25 protein-coding genes are annotated in these 23,160 nt (G+C 65.0%); 11 read left to right on the top strand and 14 right to left on the bottom strand.

Going from position 1 to position 23,160, the window contains the following annotated elements; translation table 11 throughout:
• Positions 1 to 10: 10 nt before the first annotated feature.
• Positions 11 to 244, bottom strand: a complete 234-nt coding sequence (locus tag ABD53_RS03240) for a hypothetical protein (protein ID WP_047864303.1) — start codon at positions 242 to 244, stop codon at positions 11 to 13.
• 197 nt (positions 245 to 441) lie between these two features.
• On the opposite strand from ABD53_RS03240, the gene ABD53_RS03235 reads away from it, so the two are divergent.
• Positions 442 to 1,545, top strand: coding sequence for a proton-conducting membrane transporter (locus ABD53_RS03235; protein WP_235401302.1), 1,104 nt, complete (start codon positions 442 to 444; stop codon positions 1,543 to 1,545).
• Positions 1,546 to 1,680: 135 nt separating this feature from the next.
• Here ABD53_RS03235 and ABD53_RS03230 read toward each other — a convergent pair whose 3' ends face one another.
• The 6 genes from ABD53_RS03230 to ABD53_RS03205 form a co-directional block, all read right to left on the bottom strand.
• Positions 1,681 to 2,553, bottom strand: a complete 873-nt coding sequence (locus ABD53_RS03230) for an ACP S-malonyltransferase (protein WP_053057619.1) — start codon at positions 2,551 to 2,553, stop codon at positions 1,681 to 1,683.
• 156 nt (positions 2,554 to 2,709) lie between these two features.
• Positions 2,710 to 3,663 carry a diacylglycerol/lipid kinase family protein gene (locus ABD53_RS03225; RefSeq protein ID WP_053057618.1) on the bottom strand — a complete coding sequence of 318 codons (954 nt, stop codon included), beginning with the start codon at positions 3,661 to 3,663 and terminating at the stop codon, positions 2,710 to 2,712.
• Positions 3,664 to 3,881: 218 nt separating this feature from the next.
• Positions 3,882 to 4,442 (bottom strand): RNA 2',3'-cyclic phosphodiesterase, encoded by a 561-nt coding sequence (gene thpR / locus ABD53_RS15620; RefSeq protein ID WP_053057617.1) that lies wholly within the window; start codon positions 4,440 to 4,442, stop codon positions 3,882 to 3,884.
• A gap of 21 nt (positions 4,443 to 4,463) precedes the next feature.
• Positions 4,464 to 5,276, bottom strand: a complete 813-nt coding sequence (gene larB / locus ABD53_RS03215; RefSeq protein WP_047864301.1) for a nickel pincer cofactor biosynthesis protein LarB — start codon at positions 5,274 to 5,276, stop codon at positions 4,464 to 4,466.
• A gap of 13 nt (positions 5,277 to 5,289) precedes the next feature.
• On the bottom strand, positions 5,290 to 5,535 hold the full coding sequence (locus tag ABD53_RS03210; protein ID WP_047864300.1) for a heavy-metal-associated domain-containing protein: 246 nt from the start codon (positions 5,533 to 5,535) through the stop codon (positions 5,290 to 5,292).
• 79 nt (positions 5,536 to 5,614) lie between these two features.
• On the bottom strand, positions 5,615 to 6,751 hold the full coding sequence (locus ABD53_RS03205) for an NHL repeat-containing protein (protein WP_047864299.1): 1,137 nt from the start codon (positions 6,749 to 6,751) through the stop codon (positions 5,615 to 5,617).
• 98 nt (positions 6,752 to 6,849) lie between these two features.
• Here ABD53_RS03205 and ABD53_RS03200 point away from each other — a divergent pair, with 98 nt between their 5' ends.
• Positions 6,850 to 8,289 carry a MurT ligase domain-containing protein gene (locus ABD53_RS03200; protein WP_047864298.1) on the top strand — a complete coding sequence of 480 codons (1,440 nt, stop codon included), beginning with the start codon at positions 6,850 to 6,852 and terminating at the stop codon, positions 8,287 to 8,289.
• Positions 8,290 to 8,561: 272 nt separating this feature from the next.
• On the opposite strand, the gene ABD53_RS16780 is transcribed toward ABD53_RS03200, so the two are convergent.
• Both ABD53_RS16780 and ABD53_RS18080 read right to left on the bottom strand, forming a co-directional pair.
• Complete coding sequence (locus ABD53_RS16780; protein ID WP_152670550.1) at positions 8,562 to 9,314, bottom strand: hypothetical protein; 753 nt, start codon at positions 9,312 to 9,314, stop codon at positions 8,562 to 8,564.
• 41 nt (positions 9,315 to 9,355) lie between these two features.
• Positions 9,356 to 11,149, bottom strand: a complete 1,794-nt coding sequence (locus ABD53_RS18080) for an HD domain-containing protein (protein WP_456114846.1) — start codon at positions 11,147 to 11,149, stop codon at positions 9,356 to 9,358.
• Positions 11,150 to 11,358: 209 nt separating this feature from the next.
• On the opposite strand from ABD53_RS18080, the gene ABD53_RS16775 reads away from it, so the two are divergent.
• On the top strand, positions 11,359 to 11,514 hold the full coding sequence (locus ABD53_RS16775) for a hypothetical protein (protein WP_200900258.1): 156 nt from the start codon (positions 11,359 to 11,361) through the stop codon (positions 11,512 to 11,514).
• 59 nt (positions 11,515 to 11,573) lie between these two features.
• Here the strand turns inward: ABD53_RS16775 and ABD53_RS03190 are convergent, their stop codons facing one another.
• Positions 11,574 to 13,163 carry an alkaline phosphatase D family protein gene (locus ABD53_RS03190; RefSeq protein ID WP_047864296.1) on the bottom strand — a complete coding sequence of 530 codons (1,590 nt, stop codon included), beginning with the start codon at positions 13,161 to 13,163 and terminating at the stop codon, positions 11,574 to 11,576.
• Between the two features lie 279 nt (positions 13,164 to 13,442).
• Between ABD53_RS03190 and ABD53_RS03185 the strand changes: the two genes are divergently transcribed.
• The 3 genes from ABD53_RS03185 to ABD53_RS03175 all read left to right on the top strand — a co-directional run bounded on the left by ABD53_RS03185 (position 13,443) and on the right by ABD53_RS03175 (position 16,082).
• Positions 13,443 to 14,201, top strand: a complete 759-nt coding sequence (locus ABD53_RS03185; protein ID WP_235401278.1) for a type 1 glutamine amidotransferase — start codon at positions 13,443 to 13,445, stop codon at positions 14,199 to 14,201.
• A 112-nt stretch (positions 14,202 to 14,313) separates the two neighbouring features.
• Entirely contained in the window at positions 14,314 to 15,546 is a 1,233-nt protein-coding gene (locus ABD53_RS15615; protein WP_053057615.1) for a SpoIID/LytB domain-containing protein, read from the top strand.
• Positions 15,547 to 15,701: 155 nt separating this feature from the next.
• Positions 15,702 to 16,082: a PaaI family thioesterase gene (locus tag ABD53_RS03175; protein WP_047864448.1), complete on the top strand. Its 381-nt coding sequence runs from the start codon at positions 15,702 to 15,704 to the stop codon at positions 16,080 to 16,082.
• Between the two features lie 31 nt (positions 16,083 to 16,113).
• On the opposite strand, the gene ABD53_RS17590 is transcribed toward ABD53_RS03175, so the two are convergent.
• The gene (locus ABD53_RS17590) at positions 16,114 to 16,827 is read right to left on the bottom strand and encodes an SDR family NAD(P)-dependent oxidoreductase (RefSeq protein WP_235401276.1); all 714 of its coding nucleotides are present in this window, start codon (positions 16,825 to 16,827) and stop codon (positions 16,114 to 16,116) included.
• Between the two features lie 142 nt (positions 16,828 to 16,969).
• On the opposite strand from ABD53_RS17590, the gene ABD53_RS17585 reads away from it, so the two are divergent.
• Positions 16,970 to 17,557 carry a hypothetical protein gene (locus ABD53_RS17585; RefSeq protein WP_152670548.1) on the top strand — a complete coding sequence of 196 codons (588 nt, stop codon included), beginning with the start codon at positions 16,970 to 16,972 and terminating at the stop codon, positions 17,555 to 17,557.
• Positions 17,558 to 17,887: 330 nt separating this feature from the next.
• On the opposite strand, the gene ABD53_RS16360 is transcribed toward ABD53_RS17585, so the two are convergent.
• The 3 genes from ABD53_RS16360 to fmdA all read right to left on the bottom strand — a co-directional run bounded on the left by ABD53_RS16360 (position 17,888) and on the right by fmdA (position 19,789).
• On the bottom strand, positions 17,888 to 18,058 hold the full coding sequence (locus tag ABD53_RS16360) for a DUF190 domain-containing protein (protein ID WP_084709233.1): 171 nt from the start codon (positions 18,056 to 18,058) through the stop codon (positions 17,888 to 17,890).
• 26 nt (positions 18,059 to 18,084) lie between these two features.
• Positions 18,085 to 18,462 carry a fluoride efflux transporter CrcB gene (crcB, locus tag ABD53_RS03160; protein ID WP_047864294.1) on the bottom strand — a complete coding sequence of 126 codons (378 nt, stop codon included), beginning with the start codon at positions 18,460 to 18,462 and terminating at the stop codon, positions 18,085 to 18,087.
• 82 nt (positions 18,463 to 18,544) lie between these two features.
• Positions 18,545 to 19,789: a formamidase gene (gene fmdA, locus ABD53_RS03155; RefSeq protein ID WP_047864446.1), complete on the bottom strand. Its 1,245-nt coding sequence runs from the start codon at positions 19,787 to 19,789 to the stop codon at positions 18,545 to 18,547.
• A 125-nt stretch (positions 19,790 to 19,914) separates the two neighbouring features.
• Between fmdA and ABD53_RS16355 the strand changes: the two genes are divergently transcribed.
• The 4 genes from ABD53_RS16355 to ABD53_RS03135 all read left to right on the top strand — a co-directional run bounded on the left by ABD53_RS16355 (position 19,915) and on the right by ABD53_RS03135 (position 23,139).
• Positions 19,915 to 20,190, top strand: coding sequence for an FmdB family zinc ribbon protein (locus tag ABD53_RS16355; RefSeq protein ID WP_047864293.1), 276 nt, complete (start codon positions 19,915 to 19,917; stop codon positions 20,188 to 20,190).
• A gap of 99 nt (positions 20,191 to 20,289) precedes the next feature.
• Positions 20,290 to 21,312: an alpha/beta fold hydrolase gene (locus tag ABD53_RS03145; RefSeq protein ID WP_047864292.1), complete on the top strand. Its 1,023-nt coding sequence runs from the start codon at positions 20,290 to 20,292 to the stop codon at positions 21,310 to 21,312.
• Positions 21,313 to 21,399: 87 nt separating this feature from the next.
• Positions 21,400 to 21,840: a cyanase gene (gene cynS / locus ABD53_RS03140; protein WP_047864291.1), complete on the top strand. Its 441-nt coding sequence runs from the start codon at positions 21,400 to 21,402 to the stop codon at positions 21,838 to 21,840.
• 36 nt (positions 21,841 to 21,876) lie between these two features.
• Positions 21,877 to 23,139, top strand: a complete 1,263-nt coding sequence (locus ABD53_RS03135) for a molybdopterin molybdotransferase MoeA (RefSeq protein WP_047864290.1) — start codon at positions 21,877 to 21,879, stop codon at positions 23,137 to 23,139.
• The last annotated feature ends 21 nt before the right edge of the window (positions 23,140 to 23,160 follow it).

Here is a 23,160-nt window from a genome sequence, read left to right as displayed (position 1 = left end):
TCTACCCGGGCTACTCCACCCGCTGGGTCATCGCCCCGGACGAGCGTCGTCCACTAATGCCGAGGTACGCGAGATACGCCCCTATAGCCAGGTTTATGATCACCATCGCCAGGTGAACCGCCGGCGCTGGCAGCGTCCCGGCCTGTAGCTCGCCGAAGAACACGAAGAGCCGCGTACCCCAGACGAGGAACAGGAAGATCGCAATCCCGAGCAGTATGTTGGCCGTGCGCTTTCCAAGTCCCATAACGAAACCGAGTCTACCAGAGCCGCCCGCGAACGGGGTGTGTGCGGACCGACAGCCGGCTCCGCAAGGGAATGAAAAGATACTGGCAACTAGCAACACAAAGATGCGTAGTCTATACTGGTTGTAATGAGGTGAGGGTGCTTTGTAACTAAAAGTACCTAAAGGTAACGAGAGGAAGAGGGCCTGAAGTGGTCGAGATGAAGCAGCGGACGCTGGAAGAGGTAAAGGCGCTCGGCAGGGACGAGGCGGTCGAGATCATCCGCCAGGCCGGCGTGGTAGGGGCCGGGGGCGGCGGCTTCCCGACGTATTTCAAGTACAAGAAGCCGCAGGCGCGCCTCATCGTCAACTGCACCGAGTCCGAGCCCGGTTACTGGGCGGACAAGATGATCCACCGGGTCTACTTCGAGGAGTTCCTGGAGCTGTACGAGGCGATGAAGACGATCTTCGGCTTCGAGAAGATCGTGATGGGCGTCCACTACAAGGACGAGGACTGGTTCTCGGCGTACGACGAGAACGCCAACGGCCTGTACGAGGTCTCCCACGTGCCGGACAAGTACGCCCTCGGCGAGGAGAAGACCCTCATAAAGAACGTCTTCGACAAGGACCTGTGGGTCCCGCGCCGCATAGAGAACCCGGATGGCTCAAAGCGCCCGGGCATCCCGCCGGACGCCGGGCACATCGTGAACAACTCCGAGTCCTTGCTGAACATCTACAACGCCCTCTTCCGGGGCAAGCCCGTCACCACCAAGCACATGCAGGTGTTCGGCCCGGAGCTGGACATAAGCCTGTACGAGGCTCCGTTGGGCGCGTCGGCCACCGAGCTCCTGCGGCTCTCCGGGGTGGACGTCGAGGATCAGGAAGGCAGCCTCTCCGTCATAGACGGCGGCCCGTACCTGAACGAGATGGGCATCGAGTCCCTCGGGGAGGGCGACGCCTTCGTGCGCCGCACCACCAACGGCTACCTCGTGATCCCGAAGGGCGTGGCGAGCAAGGAGTACGGCGACATCAAGACTCGCCAGCCCGCGGCGGAGTTCGAGTCGCTGGTGGACAAGGTCTCCGGGGTGAACCTGCCGCTCGGCGGGCGCTTCCTTAAGCCGGCGACCCCGCTCGTCTCCGACGGCGAGGAGGTCTCCTACGAGCAGAAGCTCGGCGAGCCGGTGGACGAGGGCTTCTCCATCGGCGTGTGGGCCAGCTCGTCCGGCACGGTCTCCATGCGGGATGAGGACATGATCGCCATCTCAAGCGGAGCGATCCCCGAGGAGCAGGCCAAGTCCGAGGAACGCGCAGAGGCCGCCCGCTAGCCTCTGGAGGGCAAACCGGCGGCGCGGCGTAACGAGGGCCGGGGCATATACCCCGGCCCTCGTCGTGTTGCAATCGTTCGTCGCGGCGTTTCGCGGGAAGCCGGAAAGTGCCCCGGAAGTTTGCTCCGGCGAGTTCTAGCGGTCGGCTCCTCCGTCTGCCGCGGGGTCCGGCGTTTCAGGAGTTTCAGGGGTGTCGTGGGAGCCGGGGAGGAGGTTGCGCGCCTGGGCGGGTAGATCCGCCACGCGGCTGCGCAGGTCCTCGAACGTTACTCCCTTGAGGGGCGATTCGAAGTCGCGGAGCATCCGGGTGAGCACCCCGCCGCCGCCGAGCTCGACCCACTCCTCGACCCGGAGCCGGGCCAGCGTGTCCACGACCCGCACCCAGCGCACGGGGGCGACCATCTGGCCCTTGAGCGCATCTTTTACCTCCTCCGCGCGGTGCAGGACGCTGCCGTCCATCGCGCTTACGAAAGGCACCTCGGGCGCGCGGAACTCGGCGGACTCCAGCGACTCCCGCATCCGGTCTGCGGCGGCCGACACGTACGGCGAGTGGGCGGCGAAGGAGACGTTCAGCATGATGGTGCGGCCCCGGATCTTCTCGACCGCGTCGTTCAGGGCGTCCTTGAGGCCCGAGATCACGGTCTGCCGCGGCGAGTTGTAGTTGGCGATAAAGGAGCCTTCGGTGTCTTCCAGCGCCCGCTCGACCTCCTCGGGGCTGGACTTGAGCACCGCGACCATGCCCCCCGGGGTGTGCTCGGCGGCCTCGGCCAGGAGGTGGTCCCGGCGGGCCACGAGCCTGAGGCCCGTCTCGAAGTCGAAGCAGCCGGCGGCATAGGCCGCGCCGTACTCCCCGAGCGAGTGTCCGGCTACGACGTCAGGGCGTACGCCCAGGGCCAAGCTCTCGTCCGTATCCCCGGCGGCCCGGGAGAAGAGCTTGACCTGATCCGGGACCCACTCCCCGATAACGCCCCGGATCGCGGCCAGACGGCCATCATCCGGTTCGGTCACGCCGCTGCCCTGTCCTGGAAATACGAATGCTCTCAACGTTCCCAACCTCTATAGCTCTCTGGAGTTCCGGCTTTCTATCCGTCGCGGATCTCCCGTACGGCGGATACCAGCTTCTGGTATGTGCTGAATGCGTTTTCTATCACAAAAAGGCGCGTTTTAATAGGAGGGTTCGGAGCTTCGGGGCGCGACGATGCGCAGGTTATTCGGGAGGAGGCGGATCTCGAACCTTCTGGCGGGCTTTAAGAGCTCGCCGTCCACGTGGGCCGGTAGCGGCTCGGACAGCTCTATCTCGACCTCTGTGGCGCGGGCGGTGCGTATCCGGGGGTGTCCTACGTGCGTGCCGCGCAGCACGCGGGGCAGGAGCCGCAGCACGTCGGCGATGGAGACCTTCGTGGTCCACACCACGTCGAAGCGGCCGTCATCCAGCCGGGCGTCGGGGGTGAAGCGGAAGATCGCCCCGTAGGTGGTGCCGAGCGCGACGGCGACCAGGATCGTCTCCGAGGCCGAGGGCTCCTCGCCGTCCAGCCTCACGCCGACGTCCTTGCACTCGAAGCCCCGGAGCAGCCGCCCGACGGAGTACAGGTAACCGCCCGGGCCCCCCAGGCCGCGCGGGGCCGAGGCCACACCCTCCGCGACCTGGGCGTCGAAGCCGATGCCGAGGCCGTTGTTGAACGGTATGCCGGACTGGTTTTCTGTGCTCACCACGCCCGTGTCCACGAGCTTTGGTTCCCCGTCGGCCAGCATCCGCAGCGCGCCGCCGAGATCCGTGCCGACGCCGAGCGCCTTGACGTAGTCGTTGCCGCTGCCGACCGGCAGGACGGCCATCGTGCGGGAGGTGCCCGAGCAGGCGGCGGCAACCTCGTGCGCCGTGCCGTCGCCCCCGACCGAGGCCACCAGAGCGTCATCGGGCAGGCCGTGGACTATCTCCGTGGCGTGTCCCCGGCCCCCGGTGACGTGCCAGACCGCCTCCACGCCCCGGTCTCTGAGGAAGGCCGAGATCTCACCCTGACGCCTGCCGGATCGCCTCCGACCCGCCGCGGGGTTGAAGACGAGGTGTACGCGCTCTATGCTCTCCCGGCCCGCAAACGTACCAAAAGACGTGCCAAACATGCCGGAGAGAATAGCAGCCGCCCCATATCGCCGCCGGACGGGAAACCGCCGAAAAGATAGAATGGTGTGAGAGAAGGAGGCCCAAGATGCCTGAGATGAGTGAAAGGCGTGGTGGATGAGCGGGCAAAATTTCATAATGTTGGTCGCCATGATCCTGATACTCCTGTTTATCCTGATGTCTATCGGGCCCCTGTTCTCCGTCATATAGCCGCCGGAGCCTAGGACCTCAGCGGGTAAGAGGCCACGTTTGAGTAGGCCGCGCCCTCCTGCGAGAGCCGGCTCCGCATCAGCTCGATGCTCCCGGCCCTGAAGTCCAGCGGGCCTACGGTATCTGCCGCTGCCGGGTCCTCCAATCGGGCCCCGCCGCCTTTCGCCCGGGCCACCGTGGCGTGGGGCCGGAACGGGCGGGTCTCACGTCCGAACCCCAGCTTCTCCAGACCATCCTCCAGATCCCGCGCGAGGGCTCCGAGAGGCCCCGAGCCCTCACTGGCGCCGACCCACAGGACGCACGCCCGCCGCACGGAGGGAAACGCACCGGCGCCGCGGAGCGACAGGTCGAACGCCCCGTGTCCGCTACACAGTGCCGTTATCGTCTCGTGCAGCTCGGGGAGCTTCGAGTCCGGTGTCTCCGGCACCTCGCCGAGGAACTTGAGGGTCAGGTGTACGTTCTCCGGCGGTAGCCACCGCACCGCCCCGCTCCACGACAGGGACCTCGCCTGGCGCAACGCTTCCCGCTGGATGTCCGGCGGCGGCACGACGGCGACGAAGAGCCGCGCCACGCTACGTCACGCTACCGGGGGCTACCGGGTACGACCGGCGGCGCGGTTGGCCATGAGAGCCGCCGTCGCGCCCGCGCCGACCCCGTTGTCCACGTTGACCACGGAGAGTCCCGGAGAGCAGCTCTGGAGCATCCCCATTATGGCGGCGGTTCCGTCGCCGCCGAGACCGTAGCCGGTGGAGGTCGGGAGGCCCACCACGGGCACGCCGACAAGACCGGAGATCACGCTCGGCAGCGCCCCCTCCATCCCGGCGGCGACTATCAGGCAGTCCGGGTCGAACTCTTCGAGTCGCTCCAGGGGCGCGACCAGCCGGTGCAGACCCGCGACGCCCACGTCGTGGAAGCTCTCGACGGCGGCGCCCATCTCCCGCGCAACGGCGAGCGCCTCCCCGAGCGCCGGCAGGTCGGAGGTCCCGGCGCACAGCGCACCTACCCGGGCCCCGGTCCCCGCCGGCTCGCCGCTACCGATCACGAGCGCACGCCCGGACCATTCTGCCGGCGTATCCGGCAGCGAGCGTTCGAGCTCCAGGAGGTGATCTTTTTTGGCGCCGCTCACGATCACGCGCCGGTCTCCGGCGTACCCAGCGTCCCCAGCGTCTCCCGCGTTTTCTGGGCCCGGTTGGATCAGGGCCGAGCAGATAGCGGCTACCTGCTCCGGCGTCTTGCCCGGGGCGTACACGACCTCGGGGACTCCCTTGCGCGCCGCCCGGCCCCGGTCGAGCGCGGCGAAATCGTCCAGGTATCGCACCTCGCTGCTCTCCAGACGCGCCGCCGCGTCGGCGGGGGAGAGCCCGCCTTCGGCGACGCGGCGCAGGAGATCGTCCAGGCTTCTCATCTTCCGCCCGCGGCTAGTTTCCGGGGTCCTCGACGTGGTCCGCGCCGGGCGTGGGCTCGTACTCGAAGCCCGCCTCCCGGAGGGCGCGTCCGATCTCCGCGAGCTCGTCCGCCCCGCCGGTGTAGGAGACGGCGACCAGCTCCTTCTCGGCGTCCACGCTCGCCAGGCTCACGTAGTCCAGCCTCTTTAGCGCCCGTTCGAGCCGCTCCGCGTCTCCCGTATCGGGCGCCTGCTTTAGGCTGAGGGTCACGTCCGGCATTCCACTCCTTTTTCCTTATTAACTCCTGGAGACCTGTATCCGCTATTTTTACCGCACTTTCTTACCGCGCTCGCGCCGACTAGACCGTGAGCCTGAAGAGCCTGTCGTCTCGCATTACCCAGAGGTGGTCCCCGCTGGCGGCGGCCCCGCTGACGGAGGTTCGGATCGAGCCCACGACCTCACCCGTCTCGCCGTCTACCCGGACGAGCTTACCGTCCGGCTCCAGGACGTTGACCCAGACGGAGCCCTCCCGCGCCGCCTCTATCCGCGCGTAATCGCCGAGCTTCTTTTGGCTCATGACCTCGTTCGTACCGGGGTCTATCTGGAGCAGCTTGCCGTTGTTCGAGGCCGTCCAGACGCTGCCCGTATCCTCGTCCACCGCGACGTCCCCGGGGCCGCCCGCGGGCTTTCCGGCCTCGATCCGTACTTCGGAAACCACCTCGCCGCTCTCCGGGTCCAGGCGCGTGAGGCCGTTTATCGCTTTTCTCCCCTTCTCGAATCCCCTCCCGCTGGCGACCCAGACCGCACTCTCGTCCACGGCGATATCGCTCACCCCAACCCCGAGGCGGGCCACAGGGGACGGCGTATCGTCTCCAGGAGATAGACGGGAAACCGTTCCACGATGGCCCGCAAGCCACACGTGGCCGCCGCCATAGTCCGCGGCGTTTACATACTCGCCGCCGGACAGCCGGCCTATCTGGACGCTGCGCTCCGCCGCGTCATCCTCACCATTTTGGCCGAGCGCGGCGATCTCGGCCTCGGAGACTATCCACGGGGAGCCTCCGACGCGCTCCAGGTCCAGAATGTCCGAGCCCTCCAGCCTGAGCCTCCCGGTTCTCTCCCCGGACTCCGGGTCTATCCGGTTCACGAACGTGTAGCGCGGCGCGGCGCAGGAGCATACCAGCCGTACGGGACCAGCAGCATCCGCGGCCGCAGAAGCCGCGGATGCGACGTCGCCGCAGCCGCACTCGTAGTCCCCGTGATCCATCGTCCACACGGAGCCGGACTCCGCCGCCACCAAGGCGCCCTCCGTCTCCGCCGAAACCTCCTCGGAGTCGCGGATTACGCCGCGCTCGACCGCCTCATCGAACGGACTGGCGAAGGGCGAGCCCGGGGCGTCAGAGACGCTACAGCCCGTCAGGACGAGCGCCAAAACGACCAGAACGAATGCTGCCACCGCAAGCAGGACCGGCACCTTCGGGCTTTGAGCGCGCACCGCTACTCCCCGGGGAAGATTGGACGATTGGTTACAGAGTATACCGATCAGAGAGCGGCGTCGAAACCATCCTTACCCAGCGTCTATAATCCCCGGCCATGAAGCCTCCCAAGCTCCTCGAAGTTCTCGGAAACGCCCGGCTCTCGGCCGCGATACTCGCCGCCCGCGCTGCGCAGTACGCGAGCCGCCTCACTGGTCGCGGCGGCGGCTCGACTGTGCCGGGTGTGATAGCCCGCCGGGTGGACCCGGAGGCGCTCGCCAAAGTCTCGGCGCGCCTGCCGCGCGGCGCGGTCGCGCTCACGGGCACCAACGGCAAGACCACGACCACCAGGATGGTCGGGCGAATCTTCGACGCCGCCGGGCTGCGGGCCGTCAATAACTCGACCGGGGCGAACCTCGTCACCGGCGTCACCGCCGCCGTCGTCGCCGACGCGGAGATTTCGGGTCGTCCGCGGGCCGGGATCGGGCTCTTCGAGGTAGACGAGGCAAACGTCCCCCGCGTCGCCGCCGAGGCCAGGCTCTCCACCCTCGCGGTCCTGAACCTCTTCCGCGACCAGCTCGACCGTTACGGTGAGCTGGCCTATACCGGAAAGATAATAGCCTCCGCCTTCGACGATCTGCCCGAGGGCGGCTCGGTGGTCCTGAACGCCGACGACCCGCTCGTCGCCAGCCTCGGCCGCCGGTCGGGCCGGGCGCGGCCGGTGTACTTCGGGGTGGACGAGCCCGCGCTGGACACCGGAGAGCTCCAGCACGTCGCCGACTCAAAGGACTGTCCCGTGTGCGGCACGCCGCTCGACTACGAACTCGTGTACATGGGCCACGTAGGGACGTACCGCTGCCAGAACTGCGACTTCGACCGCCCCGGCCTCTCGTACCGCGCCTCGAAAGTAAAGATGGACGGCCCGCGCGGCACGGACTTCCTGCTAGAGACCCCGGCCGGCAGCCGCGATATTCGCCTGGATCTGCCGGGACTGTACAACGTGTACAACGCGCTGGCGGCCGCCGCCGTCGCCGGAGAGTCGGGCGTCGGAGTAGAGGAGATAGCGCGGGGTATAGAGGGCTTCGGCGGCGCATTCGGCAGGGTCGAGCGGATACAGGCCGGAGACCGGGAGGTGTTTCTACTCTTGATAAAGAACCCGGTCGGCTTCAACGAGATCCTGCGTACCTTCGTCGCCGCGACCTCCGAGACGGCCGGAGCAGAGAACGTCCTGATCGCCATAAACGACCGCGACGCCGACGGCCGCGACGTCTCCTGGCTGTGGGACGTGGACTTCGAGATGCTATCCGAGGCCCGCCCCGAAGACGGCAGGCCGTTCAGCGTCAGCGGCATCCGCGCCGGAGACATGGCCGTACGCCTCAAGTACGCGGACTTGCCGGTCGGAGAGGTGATCGAGGACCGCAAGCAGGCCATAAAGCAGGCGATACAGGCTACCCCGCCCGGCGAGACACTATACGTGCTGCCGACCTACACGGCGATGCTGGAGATCCGGCAGACATTGAGCGAGCTCGGCTACACCCACCCGTTCTGGGAGGATTAGCTTTCAGCCACCGGCGTTCAGTGAACTCAGTCCGGGTTCTTGCAGAACCTTGAGCAGACTGAGGATACAGTCACGCTCAATTTCGTCTAGGGTGTGGGAAAGATAACGCACCCTCAATTCTGAGCTGATCGACAGCTACCGCTTCTGTCGCACCAGCGACTGCAAAAACCGCTAAGCAACTGCAACCTAAATGGTTCAAAAGCAAAACTAGAGCTGAGGGGAAGCCTGGTGTTCCCAGGGACTTTTATAAACCTGCTAGACCAAATCCCTCCTCACGACTGCTGCGGTTTATTTAACATCACCGCATCTTCTACAATAGGCTCTGAGTTTTTATAGGCTACTGTTACATCTTTTGTTCTTGGTGTGGGTTGCGCGCCTTCTTCAGGTTTCTGCATCAAGCTTGTTGTGTCGACTCCCCAAGATGAGGCAACGGCTTTAATAGCTAAGTCCTGTAGCGACTTCTCCCGTAACGGATATCCAGTAACAACATTCTCATCGTCTGATAACCACTCTAAAGTGTCTCTGGAAGCTCCACTAACGACGGATCCTGTCAGTCCAGGTATACCACTTTCTACTTCTATTACATTGCTTAACAACTCAGTGCCTTGCCTTTTCCTAAGCCAGATGCTGTCCACGAGTATTACAGAGCTAAATTTGCCACTCCACTCGTATAACTCACTGTAGGTCTTCCATCCAGTTGAGGTCCTCGCTACAGCCAGGTTTCCTGTATCACCGCCAAATAGGGCAACCATCTGCGCGAGATCTACCTGTAGCGCTTTATCTATAGAGAGCAGACTTAGTAACTGAGCCTGTTCAGAAGCCCATCCTTGCAATGCCTTGCTTCGTACACTGGGAGTAGCAACGTCCCGTGACGCTCTCTTAGATTCCCCTGTGATTATACCTCCAGTGCCTCCGATACTAGAAGTTTTGAACCCACCTATCGTGATAGCGCTGAGTTCTTGAAAATTGCCGCCTCTTCTTTCGTGAAAGGAAGTCCGAGGAAGAGCTATGCACATGCGTCCCACTAGGTTTCCCTCCTCATCCTCTAGAGGACGTATGTGCTGTCCTAACGAAGACAAATGCAACCCGCCTTCGTGATCGGTTGCAGCACGGGTGTCTTCAGCCTGAGGTCCGCCGAGGCGCCGAAGAAGGTCTTCGCCCTCCATAGTCTTCCAGTCTTGTGCGCGGACTGCCACCTTACGAGCCCCCCAGATTCGCTAGTGTAGAGGTCGACATCAATCGATGGACATAGTGAAGTGCACACTTGCTCCAATGTAAGGGTACCTTCTTCTGGTTCGCTGTATAAGAGGCCTCTCGGCTCCTGTGGACTTTCATGTAGCCAAACGCGTACGCAGGTTCCCCCATCTCGCAATACTTCTCTTGGCGACGCTCGGCGCACTATTGGCCTAGTATCTAGACCGTTTTGAAACTCAAGTACCAAAGTGTCGCTTTGAGCCAGTTCGGGTTGTCTAGTTATGACCTGCACCCTCTGGCCCCACATAAAGACAGAGAAAAAGCCGATTCCATATTTACCAGTAGGCTTAAAACCGCTCGCTAGAAGACCGGGAAACTCTAGCCTCATAGATTCGGAGTCCCAGAAACTTGTGCCGAAATTGAGGAGTGCATCTGTCAGCATGGACGTGGACATTCCGACACCTGTGTCTTCTACGTCTATACGAGTACCTTCGGAATCTTCCTCTAATGTAACCGTGACTTCGCCCCATGTTGCTGCTCTATCTTCAAGTACCCGGCGAGCCCGCACTGCGTCACAAGCGTTTTGTATTAACTCCCTTAGCGGTACTGTGCGGTCGTTTCCGTACAATTCTTCGCCGCCAAGACGAGTTACTAACCTCGCTACATCCCCAACTCTCACACGAGCATCTACGGGGCTCCACTGCTCAGTGCGGATGTGCTGAGCAAGACGAGATGGTTCCTCAATACCAACTATCCCACGAGCTTGTAACCTTTGTCTATTGGTATCCCCGAGTAAGGCATCCACTTGACGCAATTCACGATCCACCATGCTCAGAGTGTCGTGGCACAACCACCACGCATTTGCTTCTTGTACAGAGAAAGAACGATTAGCTGTATAAAGTAACCGATCATCTCGTAATTGGGGTTTATGTAGACGACTTTGAAAATGCCAATGCTCCTCAGAAAACCCTTCTGATTGGCGTACAGCACGCAAGAAAGGAGGTGCCCTTCGGGCATCAATATGGCTGGCATCCGATACTCTCAAAATACAAGCTATCTTTAATGGGTCTGTTGTCCAGCTTCTCGGGAATCTCGGTGGAGCTCCCAGGTTAGTCTGAAACTCTCTTCCTAATTCCTCGACGGACCACCAATGACTATGCGCAATTCTACCTATAATTGGGCCTAGCTCTGCTCTTAACTCCGGATCTTCGATCAAATGATAGTCAGTACCGCCGCTTTCCCACGACGTTAAAGCCAGGTGCTCTGCTTGCTCAGCATGTCGTAATCTTAAAATTTCAGCGGTGGCTTTATCTAATATCTGAGCTGGGGGCTCCTCTATTTCTTTCCTACTAGGACGTTTCCCTCTTTCACTATGCCAAGCTGCGGCTATAGCATCTGACCATCTATAATCTGTTCGAAGTTCTTCGAGACCACCGGGGTACGCAGCCAGACCCATACCAAGGTCATGTATCAAAAAAGCGCCGCCAAGTACAAAGGCCTCGACAGGAGTCAAGTCTTGACTATCGCCTACTACGAGGTCTGCCATCTCCCAAAGAGCATCCAGGTGACTAATATCGTGGACTGTGAACTCTGGAAGACTTCTGTTGATATCACCTGCTACAGTTTGCGCTCTTTCTCTAAACTTGTTCAAGGCTTCTTGTAGCACAGCTTGCTGACCTTTGTCCACGCCGTGACTTCTGTTGACAAGTGCATTACTGTAGACGCTTGTCTTTGTAAAATTTGTCACGTAACACCTTAAAATGTTTTGACCTTAGTGTCATACACTCCCTATCATAGGTATTATAGTCGCTCTGAGGAGCTTACTTGGAGCACTACAGTTCACGGTGGGGAGCGCGGCACGAAGGGAGCCATACCGTGCAGTCCAACAAACTCACCATCCACCACCTGTACGCGGACATGGCGAACATGTACGGGGATCGTAGGAACGTGATCTCTTTGAAAAAACGCTGCGAGTGGCGCGGGATAGGTGTGGATGTGGGGGACGTGAATATCGGGGAGTTTATCCGTTAGACTCGGCGAGACTCTGTGCGTCCTGCCGACCTACACGGCTACACGGCGATGCTTACCACTCACTGCTCGGTGGTCCTATGCACGCCCGGGCTACCATTTCGGGTTACGAACGTTGCCCGGGTCGAGATCGGGGACCCGGGCCGTGTGACGTACTGCAGCACCCGGAAGTCCGTGCGCCACTCATCGGGCGTTAGCCGGCAGCGGAGGTAGCCGCGCCGGTTGTTGTAGAACTTCAGGTGCGGGTTCTTCGCCAGGATCTTACCGGTGTTCTTGCGGTGCTCGGAGCCGTCTCCGAAGCTGGTTATGGAGGTCCCGACGAACTCGGAGCCGACGATGCGCGAGCCGGGGTCGTCGAAGTCGGAGAGCAGGTCGTTCGCCCAGTTGTCGTGTACGTCGCCGCTCAGGACCACCGGGTTCGGGACCTCTCTCTCCTCGAGGAAGCGCAGGATCCGGTCCCTGGAGGCCAGGTAGCCGTCCCAGGCGTCCATGCTGTAGAGCTCTCCGGCGTCGGGGGCCATATCCCTCTTTGCAAAGAAGACCTGCTGGACCAGGGCGTTCCAGCGCGTCCGCGAGCGCGACAGGCCATCCAGCAGCCACCGCTCCTGCTCGTCGCCGGTGATGGTGCGCTCCGGGTCGGACTGGGCCGGATGAGGCGGCTTCGCGAAGTCTCCAGCGGCCTGATCCGAGCGGTACTGGCGGGTGTCGAGGACGTTGAACTCGGCGAGGTCCCCGTACGTAAACCGCCGATAGAGCCGCATGTCCGAGCCCCGGGGCATCGAGGTGCTCCGCAGGGGCGTGTGCTCGTAGTAGGCCTGGAAGGCGGCGGCGCGCCGCTCCATGAATGCTGCTCCCCGGATACCGGACCTCTCCACGGGTACGTCTCCGGCCCAGTTGTTGTCCAGCTCGTGGTCGTCGAGGACCAGCGCCCAGGGGTGGGCGGCGTGTGCGGCCTTGAGGTCCTCGTCGGACTTGTACTGTGCGTAGCGCAGCCGGTACTCGTCGAGCGAGACGGCCTCCTTGTGCGGGAGGTGCTCCCGGCCCCGGATCGGGTTGCGGGGGCCCTTGCCCTCGTAGATATAGTCTCCGACCCCGAATACGAGATCCAGGTCCTCCTCCGCCATGTAACGGTAGGCGGTGAAGTAGCCGCTAGGGTAGTTGGCGCAGCTACACAGCGCGAAAGACATCTCGTTTAGAGCGGTCCCGGGCGCGGGGGCCGTCTTTGTCCTGCCGACCGGGCTCGTCTCGGAGCCGACCTTGAACCTGTAGAAGTACTCTCTGCCGGGTCTCAGGCCCTCCACCTCGACGTGTACGGAGTGGGCGAGCCCGGGCCGGGCGGGCTCCGTGCCGTGACCGACCACGCGGCGGAAGCCCGCATCCTCGGCGACCTGCCACCGCACCGGCACGTTCTTGTCCCTCTCGCTCTGCATCCCGCCGCGCCCATCCGCCGCGAGCGGGTCCGGGGCGAGCCTGGTCCAGATCACCACGCCGTCCGGCGCCGGGTCCCCGGAGGCGACCCCCAGGCTGAACGGATATCCGGAGAATCGGGGCCGGGAAGCAGTCTCTCCCGCTTCCCCGGCAAGCGGTCCGCCGGAGACGGGCGCAGCCGCGCCACCCCTCGCGGTGAAACGTCTGTAACGTCTATAACTCAAGCGTCAATACCAGCCGCAGCCAACACCCGGGACAAGCGCCCCCTCATAGAACCGGAGCTTACGGGCTAATAACGTACCACGTCGTAGCACTCCAGCAGGATCGGGCGTATCGTGCCTCCGGCGGCGCGTCGCCACTGACCGGGGCCTTCGGAGACACGAGACTTCCAGGGCTCTATGCTATGCTCGACTTCCAGCTCGCGCTCCGGCCGCGTGACGCCTTGGAGATCGTGTTACGTATGAGATCGCGTCCGGGGCCGCCGGTACGAAGGGAGTCACGACTTGCAGCCAGACAAGCTCACCATCCACCACCTGTACGCGGACATGATGAACATGTACGGGGACCGGGGGAATGTGATCTCACTCAGAAAACGCTGCGAGTGGCGCGGTATGGATGTTGATGTGGTGGACGTGAACATCGGGGAATCCATTCGCCCCACCGGCTGCGACATCTTCCTGTTCGGCGGTGGCCAGGACCGGGAACAGGCGCTGCTGGCCGACGACCTCTCGGGCACGAAGGGCGCGGACCTGCGGGCCATCGCAGACGACGGCGGGGTGGTGCTCGGTGTGTGTGGCGGCTACCAGCTCATGGGGCACTATTACGAGACCGCCGGCGGTGAGAAGCTGCCGGGGCTCGGGATCATGGACCTCCACACCGAGCCCGCCGCCGACGGCGAGGAGCGTCTCATAGGCAACGTGCTGATGCGCGTCCCGGACCCGGAGGGAGGGCCGGAACAGGAGGTTGTCGGCTTCGAGAACCACGGCGGTCGCACTATCCTGGACGGCGCGGAGCCGCTGGGGCGCGTCGTCGCGGGACATGGAAACAACGGGCAGGACGGCACCGAGGGGGCGCGGCGCAACAACGCCTACGGCACCTACATGCACGGCTCGCTGCTCCCGAAGAACCCTTGGCTGACCGACCGGCTCATACAGGAGGCCCTGCGTCACGCCGGGTACGACGGTGAGATCGAACCGCTCGACGACGGGCTGGAGGCCGCCGCCTTCTCCTCGGTGGCGGGCAGGGTGCGGTCCCGGGGCTAGCGAGGGTCTGCGAGGTCTGGGAGCTCGGGCTGGTTAAAGCGGCGCCGCAGAGCGGACGATAACCCGGTAGCATAGCTCGACCTGTCAAGCTAACGGGGTCTCTGGGGGGGAGATGGATCGGCTACTCGGAGGGATGCTCGCGGGCGTTTTCGCCTCACTCGTGGCGGTGATCCTCGCTTTCGGGGCGGCCCCGCCGGCGGAGGGGGCCACCGGGCCCAGGGTGTGCGGCTCGGGCTACGGGCACGGCGTGGGGCTCTCGCAGTACGGGGCCAAGGGCCGGGCGGAAGCCGGACAGAGTTTCGGCAGGATCATCCGCACCTACTACCGGGGCGTGGGATTCAAGAGGCTCCCGAACGATCCCGTACGCGTCCTGCTCGGCAACAAGGCGCGCCGTGGGGCCTTCGACGTGGTGGTCCGATCCGGCCGGACCGCTAAGCTGAGAAACGTTAAGACCGGCGGCACCGTGGATCTCGGGCCCGGCAGGTACAGGACGAAATACGTTCCCCGCAGAGACGCCTACCGGGTGACGGACATCTCCCGGGGGCGCTCCGTCGGGCTGTACACCGGTCCCATCGTGTACCGGCCCTCGTCCGGCGGCCCGCTGGTCTTCAGGAACACGGGTTACCGGGGTGCGATCCTCGTCCGGGCCACGGGCAAGAGGCTCTTTCTCATAAACGCCCTGCGCAAGGAGCTGTACCTGCGGGGCGTGGTGCCCGCCGAGATGCCCGCCTCCTGGGAGATGGACGCCCTGAAGAGCCAGGCCGTCGCCGCCCGCTCCTTCGCCACCGCCACCCAGCGCCGGGGGGCCTTCGACTTCTTCGACGACTACCGGGATCAGGCCTACGGCGGGGCGAGCGCCGAGACACGCCGCACGAATCGGGCCGTCAGGGGCACCGCCCGCCTCCACGCCGTCTACAACGGCAGCCCCATAACCGCCTTCTTCCACTCCTCCGGCAGCGTCAAGACTGAGGACTCCGCGTACGTTTTCGGTAACCGGGTGCCCTATCTGAAATCCCGCAGAGACGTGGACCGCAGAGGACGGGCCTACGTGGGCCGGGCCCACGCGGATAGCCCCTGGCTCGGGTGGAGCGGCAGGATAGACGCCGACGGCTCGCCGCGGTTCGGGGTGGGCTCCATACAACGCATCCGGGTGCTCGACCGCTCGCCCTCCGGGCGGGTTACGAAGATCCGGGTGAGAGGCACCGAGGGCGCCACGACCGTCTCCGGCGAGCAAGAGATACGCTTCGGGCTGCAGTCCACCGGCATCCGGCGCAACGACGGCTCCACCCGGCCCGGCGGAGCCCTGCCGAGCGCCCGCATCTTCTTCGGGAAGGCCTGTAGCTAGCTGGCTAGAAGTTCCCGTCCGTCGCGCTCCGATGTCGGCGGAGGTCTGTAAAGGTTTGTAAGATCGGTGAAAAAGAATCGGGGTCGGGAGGTTGGCGCGTGGAGGAACTCTTCGATACTGGCCGGCGGATACTGGAGGCCCAGCCTTTTAGCGTCATGCTCGGGACGAGGCTCGTCTCCTTCTCGGAGGGAGAGGCCGTACTGGAGACACCGATCCGGGAGGAGCTTCTACAGCAGAACGGGTTCGTGCACGGCGGGGTGCTGGGCTACGCTGCCGACAACGCCCTGACGTTCGCCGGCGGGTCGGCGCTGGGACCGGCGGTGCTCACCTCGGAGTACAAGATCAACTACCTCCGTCCGGCGGCCGGCAAAAAGCTCGTGGCCCGAGCTGCGGTCGTGTACTCCGGCAGGCGGCAGGCCGTATGCCGCTGCGACGTCCTCTCGGTGGGCGAGAGCGGGGAGGAGAGGCTCTGCGCAACCGCGCAGGGTACGGTCTCATCCACCGCCGGTGGCGTCCCGGATGATTCGGAGGTTTGAGCGGGGGCTCGCGGTAACCCTACGAAATGAGCTAGAAGCTCTCGCCCGCGGGACGCAGGTCCAGCTCCAGCGTCCAGGTGCGCGGGTCCTGGACGTGGAGCCGCCAGTAGGTCTCGGCTATGGCGTCCGGCGAGAGGGTGGTCGCCTCGTCCCTGCCGGGCGCGCTCTCGCGCAGCCGGGGAGTCTCGATCTGGCCGTCTATTATCGTGTGCGCCACGTGTACGCCCTGCGGGCCGAACTCGCGGGCCATGGACTGGGCCAGGGCGCGCAGGGCAAACTTGCCCGTCGCGAGCGCCGCGAAGCGGGCCGAGCCGCGCAGCGCGGCGGTGGCGCCGGTCAGGATCACGGTCCCCCGGCCGGCCTCGACCATCGCGGGGAGCACCTGCTGCGCCGCGTACAGCGCCCCCGAGCAGTTGGCCCGCAGGCAGTCGTCGAACTGCTCGGGTGTGATCTCCAGTATCCCGCCCATCTGGAACGCCCCGGCGTTGTACACGAGCACCTCCGGGTCGCCGAGCTCCGAGCGCACCCGCCCGAAAGCCTCCGCTACAGAGCCCGCGTCCGTGGCGTCGGCGGTGACGGGGAGCGCGGTGCCGCCTTCGCGCTCGATCTCCTCCCTCGTCCCGGAGAGGCTCTCCTCGCGGCGGGCTATAAGCGCCGCCGCATACCCTTCCCGGGCGAACCGGCGGGCCACCGCCGCGCCGAGCCCCGGACCCACTCCCACGATAGCCGCAACCTTCTGGCTCAAGATGCACTCCTCCAAGACCGTTCCCTGCGCCCCGCCTGTAAGGGGAGACCCGGAGTGTATACGAGCGGCGGCGGAGGCGGCGTCGCGAAAGGTAGTATCATCAGGGCGAAACGGGTAAATTCCCCCGGGAAAGAGCAGCGTGATGCACGAGAGACAAAGGGCCTCTGAAACTTCTAGCGCGGACCACGAGGGAGCCTCCCCTCGTGCCGGGTTGCGCGTGGAAGCCGGCGGCGGACGGCCCGGGGTCGGAGTAGACCCGGCGCTCAGAGCCGCCCTCGACGCGAGACACGGCCGGCGGCTCGAGGAGCTGCTCGACGTCGAGCGCGAGAAGAGACGGGAGCAGCTACGCGAACAGGAGCTCGACAAGGAGCGGCGCCGGTCCCAGCAGGAGGAGCGTAACCGGGAGCAGCGCGAGGCCGAGTGGGAGCGATTCATGCTCAGAGAGAGCCGGGAGCTAGAGCTACGCAAGGAGGGACAGCTGGCCCGCCTGCTCGGAGAGCCGCATCCGGGCGAGCCCGCGGCGGCGTTACGGCGGCTGGCCGAAGAGGACAAGAGGCAGGCCCAGCAGGGGCTCGTGGCGCTGATGAGCGGCGGAGAGACCCGCTACAAGCCCCTCTCCCAGCTCTCGCCGGAGGACATGCCGGCCCGCCTCGCCGCCGAGAGGCTGCGCACGACTTGGCTAAAGAAGCGCCAGGACGGCTGGCTCGCCCAGGGTAGAGGATCTCTCTAAGATAACCCTGGAGACTCTGTGGGCTCTGTGGGCTCTGTGGGCTTTGTGGGCTCCACGTGGAGCCGTGGAGAGGCCCGCTCGCCAGCGAGCATCGGTGTGGTCTACAGAGGTTTACGGGGATCTCGCAGGCTTTGGATACCAGCAAGGTCGCCCACGGCTTGGCCTACGAGCGCCGCTTACCGGACGGACGCTGGTGGTAGAGACGAGCCGGGCGGCTATCTCCGCCGGGCAGGAGAGGAGCACGCGCACCGGCTGCGTGATTACGAGGCCCTGTCAATCCTCTCGTCCAATTTGGAGAGCGTTGGGAAGCGCGGCCTCTATACATGGCCTCTACTTTTCGGGATGGTCTATGGCGGCCACGATCGCCGGCAGGGCGTCCGGGAAGCCCAGAATACGCGAGGTGTGCTCCCACCGCCGCGGTCCTACGATGCCGGTCAGCACGGTCGCGCCCGCTACCTTCTCGGCGTGCGGCTGCTCGACGACGGGTCTTTTCTGCTCCACCCGAGGCCACTCGACTCCCTTACACGTTACGCGCCCGCCAGGATGCGCGCCGCCACCAGCCCGAGATACACGGCCACGAGCCCGAGTGCGAGCTGCCCGAAGGCGTTGGACGCCGCCGCCAGCAGCTCGCCGCCTTCGAGCAGCCGCAGCGTCTCGTAGCCGAAGGTGGAGAACGTGGTGTAGCCGCCGAGCACCCCGACCGCCAGGAAAAGCCGCGCCCCGCCCGGCAGAGCGCCGTGCTCGACGAGGCCGAGCACGGCACCTATCAGCAGACACCCCGAGACGTTCACGATAAACGTGCCCCACGGGAAGTCCGGGCCGAGGCGGGAGACTACCCAGCCGCCGATCAGGTATCGCAGCGCGGCTCCTACGGCCCCGCCTCCAGCGACCAGCAGCGTGTTCAAGCCCCACCTCCCGGGGTCTCCTCTACGGACGCCCCGAGTCTACCCGTCCGGTCCAGGTGGCGTTAGGTGGTGTTAGAGCATGTTAGGTGGTGTCGGCCTGGCTCCCGAGGTCGTGGGTGACGAGGTCTTCGTCCGAGGGGTACACGTCGAAGTCGAAGATCTCGGTCGGTATCCCGACCGTGGCGCAGCAGTTGGGGACGTCCACGATGCCGCCGATGCGGCCCTCTATCGGGGCGGCCCCTAGCAGCAGATACGCCTGCTCGCCGGTGTAGCCGAACTTCTTCAGGTACTCGATGGCGTTCATGCAGGCCCGGCGGTAGGCGACGGTGGCGTCGAGGTAGTAGTTGTTCCCGCTCTCCACCGAGATGCCCTGGAACGTCAGGTACTCAGAGTAGCTAGGCTCTACGGGTCCGGGCTTGAAGATCGGGTTCGTCATGCCGTACTTCCCGACGCCGCCCTTTATGAGGTCCACGCCGAGCTCGATCCAGCCGCCCATCTCGATTGCGCCGCAGAAGGTGATCTCACCGTCCCCCTGCGAGAAGTGCAGGTCGCCCAAGGAGAGATTTGCGCCCTCCACGTACACGGGGAAGTAGATCCTGGTCCCCCGCGAGAGGTTCTTTATGTCCACGTTGCCGCCGTGCTCCCGGGGCGGGACGGTGCGGCACGCCTCTCCGGCGACCCGGTCCTTGCGCGAATCGTCCAGCGTGCCGAGCAGCGCGTTGTGGGGCTCGGGCGGCAGGGCGAGCGGCGGGCTGCGGTCGGGCTCTGTCTGGATCAGGTCGCGCTCGCGGCGGTTCCACTCCGCCAGAAGCTCGTTCGACGGCGCGCAGCCTATGAGCCCCGGATGGGAGAGGCCGGCGAAGCGCACGCCCGGCACGTGGCGGCTCGTGGCGTAGATGCCGGAGAAGTCCCAGATAGCCTTGTGGGCGTCGGGGAAGTAGTCGGTCAGGAAGCCGCCGCCATTGTGGCGGTCGAATATCCCCGTGTATCCCCACCCGGCTCCGGCAAGGCCCTCGGGCACGGAGTCGGGCAGGTGCGGCCCGAGATCGAGGATGTCCACCACGAGCACGTCGCCGGGCTCTGCGCCGCTCACCGCGATGGGACCTGAGAGCACATGGTTGCGGGAGAGGTCCACGTCGCGTATGTCGTTGGCGTCGTCGGTGTTTTTGATCTGGCCGTCCGTCCACTCCCGGCAGTCCATGCGGAACTCGGAGCCGGGCTCCACCGTCGCGGCCGCCGGTATCTCGGGGTGCCAGCGGTTGTGTCCCGGTACGTCCTGCTCGTACATGCTCTTGCTCTGGTCTATCGGGAAGACGTTCTCGGCCACGATCTCCTCCTTTGCGCCCTCTGCGACGCGTCCGCAAAAACCCTGCAACCCCTTGCAACGCCTCCAACGAAACGTATATCTTGAAGACTGCACCGCTTCATGGAGTTTGTCAAATGGAGATCTAGATGCCAGTTTACGAGTACCGCTGTCCGGAGTGCGGCCCTTTCGAGGTGTGGCGCGATCACCGGGAGGGCGGGGAGCCTGTGTGTCCCGGGTGCGGCGGGGAGGCGCGGCGGGTGTACTCCGCGCCCGCTGTCAGCGACCGCACGGGGACGAGGGGAGAGGCGAAGCGCAGGATGGAGCGCGGCCCCGAGCCCGGGATCGGACGCAGGTCCTTGCCCGGAGACCCGTCTCCGAGGCCGCGAAAAGGCGGCGGCCGTCCGTGGCAGATCGGGCACTAGCCGCCCTAATCTAGCGCCACGACGAGGTGCGCACGAGACGCACACGAGGGGCGTATAGTTCCAGGTACAGGACGAAATCGGTGGGAAAGGAGAGGCGAAATGAGCGATCACGAGACCTTCGACCTCGGCGACGTAGCGCTAACGGAGGGTGCGACGCTGCGGGACGCGAAGCTCGCCTACAAGACCTATGGTGCCCTAAACGAGGACAAGAGCAACGCCATCGTTTATCCGACGTGGTACTCCGGGCGGCACTGGGAAAACGAGTGGCTGATCGGCCCCGGCATGGCCCTCGACCCCGAGCGGTACTTCATTATCGTGCCCAACATGCTCGGCAACGGTGTCTCATCTTCGCCGTCCAATACGCCGCCGCCCTACGACCGGGCGCGCTTTCCGCACGTGACCTTCCAGGACAACATCGCCGTGCAGCACCGGCTCGTCACCGAGCACTTCGGCATAGAGAAGCTGGTGCTCGTCACCGGCTGGTCAATGGGCGCGGGCCAGACTTACCAGTGGGCCGTCAGCCACCCCGAGATGGTCGAGCGCATGCTGCCGTTCTGCGGCTCGCCGAAGACCAGCCGCCACAACATCGTCTTCCTGGAGGGCGTGAAGGCGGCGCTAACCGCCGACGCCGACTTCGACGGCGGCTGGTATACGGAGCAGCCCACCCGGGGTATCAGGGCTCTGGCCCGGGTCTACGCCGGCTGGGGGTTCTCGCAGGCCTTCTACTGGGACGAGGTGTACCGAGAGATGGGCTTCTCCTCACTGGAGGACTTCCTGGTCGGCTTCTGGGAGGGCTTCTTCCTCGACGACCGGGACGCGAACAACCTTCTCTGTATGCTGTGGACCTGGCAGAACGGAGACGTCGGCCGGACGCCGGGATTCGAGGGCGACTACGAGCGGGCGCTGGCCTCGATCCGGGCCAAGGCCATCGTGATGCCCGCCGAGAAGGACCTGTACTTCCCGCCCGAGGACGAGGAGTACGCCGTCGGCCGCATGGAGGACGCGGAGCGCGCCGAGCTGCGGGTGATCCCCGGTGTGTGGGGCCACTTCGCCGGCGGCGGCCTCAACCCCGACGACGTGAAGTTCATAGACGACGCCCTCAAGGAGCTGCTCGCCAGTTAACCCGTAGACGGGCATCCTCCGGTGGCGGGTATATCCTGTAAGGCTGGAAGTCACAGGAACCACAGTCTTACGTTGGATCGGAGGAGCATGGACCGGGAAGAGGCGACGCGCAGGATCCTGGAGGCCAAGGGTGCGCGGGATCTCACTTTCGAGGAGCTCTCGCGGCGGATAGGCCGTCACAAGGTATGGACCACGGCGGCGCTGATGGGCCAGCACCCGATGAGCGCCGAGGAGGCTGCGGCCGCGACCGGGGCGCTGGGGCTCGACGAGGAGGTGGCCCGCTCCCTGCAGCAGATCCCCACGCGAGGGGCGCTGGGACACGAGGTCCCCTCCGACCCCACGATCTACCGCATACACGAGGTTACCCAAGTGTACGGACCTACCATAAAGGCCCTCATACACGAGGAGTTCGGCGACGGGATAATGAGCGCCATAAACTTCAGGATGGATGTCGAGCGCGAGGGGGACCCCGAGGGCGACCGGGTCAGGATCACCTACTCCGGCAAGTTCCTCCCGTACCAGTGGTAGCCTGCCCGGGACGGGTGGGACGGCAGAGGAGGGTTAATGCAGACTTTCGGTGAGCTTATAGACCACGGCGACGCGCTGGGGCAGGTGCTCCAGAGCACCCCGGTGCTGGAGGCCGTCGAGCCCCCCCTATCCGAGGCCCAGGGCCTAGTGCTCGAAGGCGATCTGTACGCCCGCTTCGACTCCCCCATGCACGAGAACTCCGCGATGGACGGGTTCGCCCTGCGTAGCGCCGACGCCGAGGTCGGCCGCGTGTTCCCGGTGGTGGACGAGGCCCCGGCGGGGAGCCCGGCCACGAAAGGCGTCGGCGAGGGCGAGGCCGTCAAGGTCTTCACCGGCGGCGTAATCCCCGAGGGCGCGGACGCCGTGGTGCCGGTGGAGAACACCTCCGGCTACGGTGCGGAGTTCGAGCTGAAGAGTCCCGTGCGTTCCGGTGCCAACGTGCGTGGCAGCGGCGAGGACGTGCGTGAGGGAGAGCTGATGCTCTCGGACGGCGCGGAGATCGGCCCCTCCGAGATCGCACTGGCCGCAAGCCAGGGCTACGGCTCGCTCCCGGTGCGCCGCCGCCCGCGGGTCGTCGTGTTCTCCACGGGCACGGAGCTGGTCGAGCCCGGCAGTCGGGAGCTATCCCCGGGCGAGGTCTACGACTCCAACTCCTACGCCCTGCTCGCCCAGGCCCGCGAGGCCGGGGCCGGGGTCAGCCGCATGGCCAGCGCCACCGACGACCCGGGGGCCATCCGCTCGGCAATGAGCCAGGCCCTGGAGTCGGCGGATATAGTCGTGACCAGCGGCGGCGTCTCGATGGGGGAGCGGGATCTCGTCAAGGAGATGCTCCTGGAACTCGGCGTCGAGCAGCGTTTCTGGGGCATCAAGCTAAAGCCCGGAAAGCCGGTCTTCTACGGCACCCGCGAGGACGTGCGCTTCTTCGGCCTGCCGGGAAATCCGGTCAGTGCGATGGTCTGCTTCGAGCTCTTCGTGCGGCCCGCGATCTCCCGCATGATGGGCCGTCGCGAGCGCGAGGACCCCGGCAGGCCCCGCACGGAGGTATACTTCGACGAGGCCGTGGAGAACAAGTTCGGCCGCACCCACGCCATGCGCGTCAGCCTCACCCGCACCGATAGAGGATGGCGGGCGGAGTCGGTGGGAGCGCAGGGCTCCGGCCTCATAAGCTCGCTCACGAAGGCCGACGCCCTGGCGATGATAGGCCCCGAGTGCGAGGGGGTGGCAGCCGGGGAGCCGGTCGAGGCGATAGTGCTGCGGCCGGGGGTGCTCACGAGCCCCGAGACCCCCGCTGGCGGCTAGGGGATACAGAGCCGATGGTAG

Source organism: Rubrobacter aplysinae (assembly GCF_001029505.1).
In the GTDB taxonomy this organism is placed as follows: Bacteria; Actinomycetota; Rubrobacteria; order Rubrobacterales; family Rubrobacteraceae; genus Rubrobacter_A; species Rubrobacter_A aplysinae.
This window is presented reverse-complemented; position numbering and strand designations above follow the sequence as displayed.

Bases quoted from the DNA above. Each gene is read 5' to 3' on its own strand.
- ABD53_RS03200 (WP_047864298.1), top strand. From the start codon at position 6,850: ATGAAGCCTCCCAAGCTCCTCGAAGTTCTCGGAAACGCCCGGCTCTCG.
- ABD53_RS03175 (WP_047864448.1), top strand. From the start codon at position 15,702: ATGCTCGGGACGAGGCTCGTCTCCTTCTCGGAGGGAGAGGCCGTACTG.
- ABD53_RS03235 (WP_235401302.1), top strand. From the start codon at position 442: ATGAAGCAGCGGACGCTGGAAGAGGTAAAGGCGCTCGGCAGGGACGAG.
- ABD53_RS03225 (WP_053057618.1), bottom strand. From the start codon at position 3,663: ATGTTTGGCACGTCTTTTGGTACGTTTGCGGGCCGGGAGAGCATAGAG.
- ABD53_RS03135 (WP_047864290.1), top strand. From the start codon at position 21,877: ATGCAGACTTTCGGTGAGCTTATAGACCACGGCGACGCGCTGGGGCAG.
- larB (WP_047864301.1), bottom strand. From the start codon at position 5,276: ATGAGAAGCCTGGACGATCTCCTGCGCCGCGTCGCCGAAGGCGGGCTC.
- ABD53_RS03240 (WP_047864303.1), bottom strand. From the start codon at position 244: ATGGGACTTGGAAAGCGCACGGCCAACATACTGCTCGGGATTGCGATC.
- ABD53_RS03145 (WP_047864292.1), top strand. From the start codon at position 20,290: ATGAGCGATCACGAGACCTTCGACCTCGGCGACGTAGCGCTAACGGAG.
- ABD53_RS16355 (WP_047864293.1), top strand. From the start codon at position 19,915: ATGCCAGTTTACGAGTACCGCTGTCCGGAGTGCGGCCCTTTCGAGGTG.
- ABD53_RS03210 (WP_047864300.1), bottom strand. From the start codon at position 5,535: ATGCCGGACGTGACCCTCAGCCTAAAGCAGGCGCCCGATACGGGAGAC.
- cynS (WP_047864291.1), top strand. From the start codon at position 21,400: ATGGACCGGGAAGAGGCGACGCGCAGGATCCTGGAGGCCAAGGGTGCG.
- ABD53_RS17585 (WP_152670548.1), top strand. From the start codon at position 16,970: ATGCACGAGAGACAAAGGGCCTCTGAAACTTCTAGCGCGGACCACGAG.
- ABD53_RS15615 (WP_053057615.1), top strand. From the start codon at position 14,314: ATGGATCGGCTACTCGGAGGGATGCTCGCGGGCGTTTTCGCCTCACTC.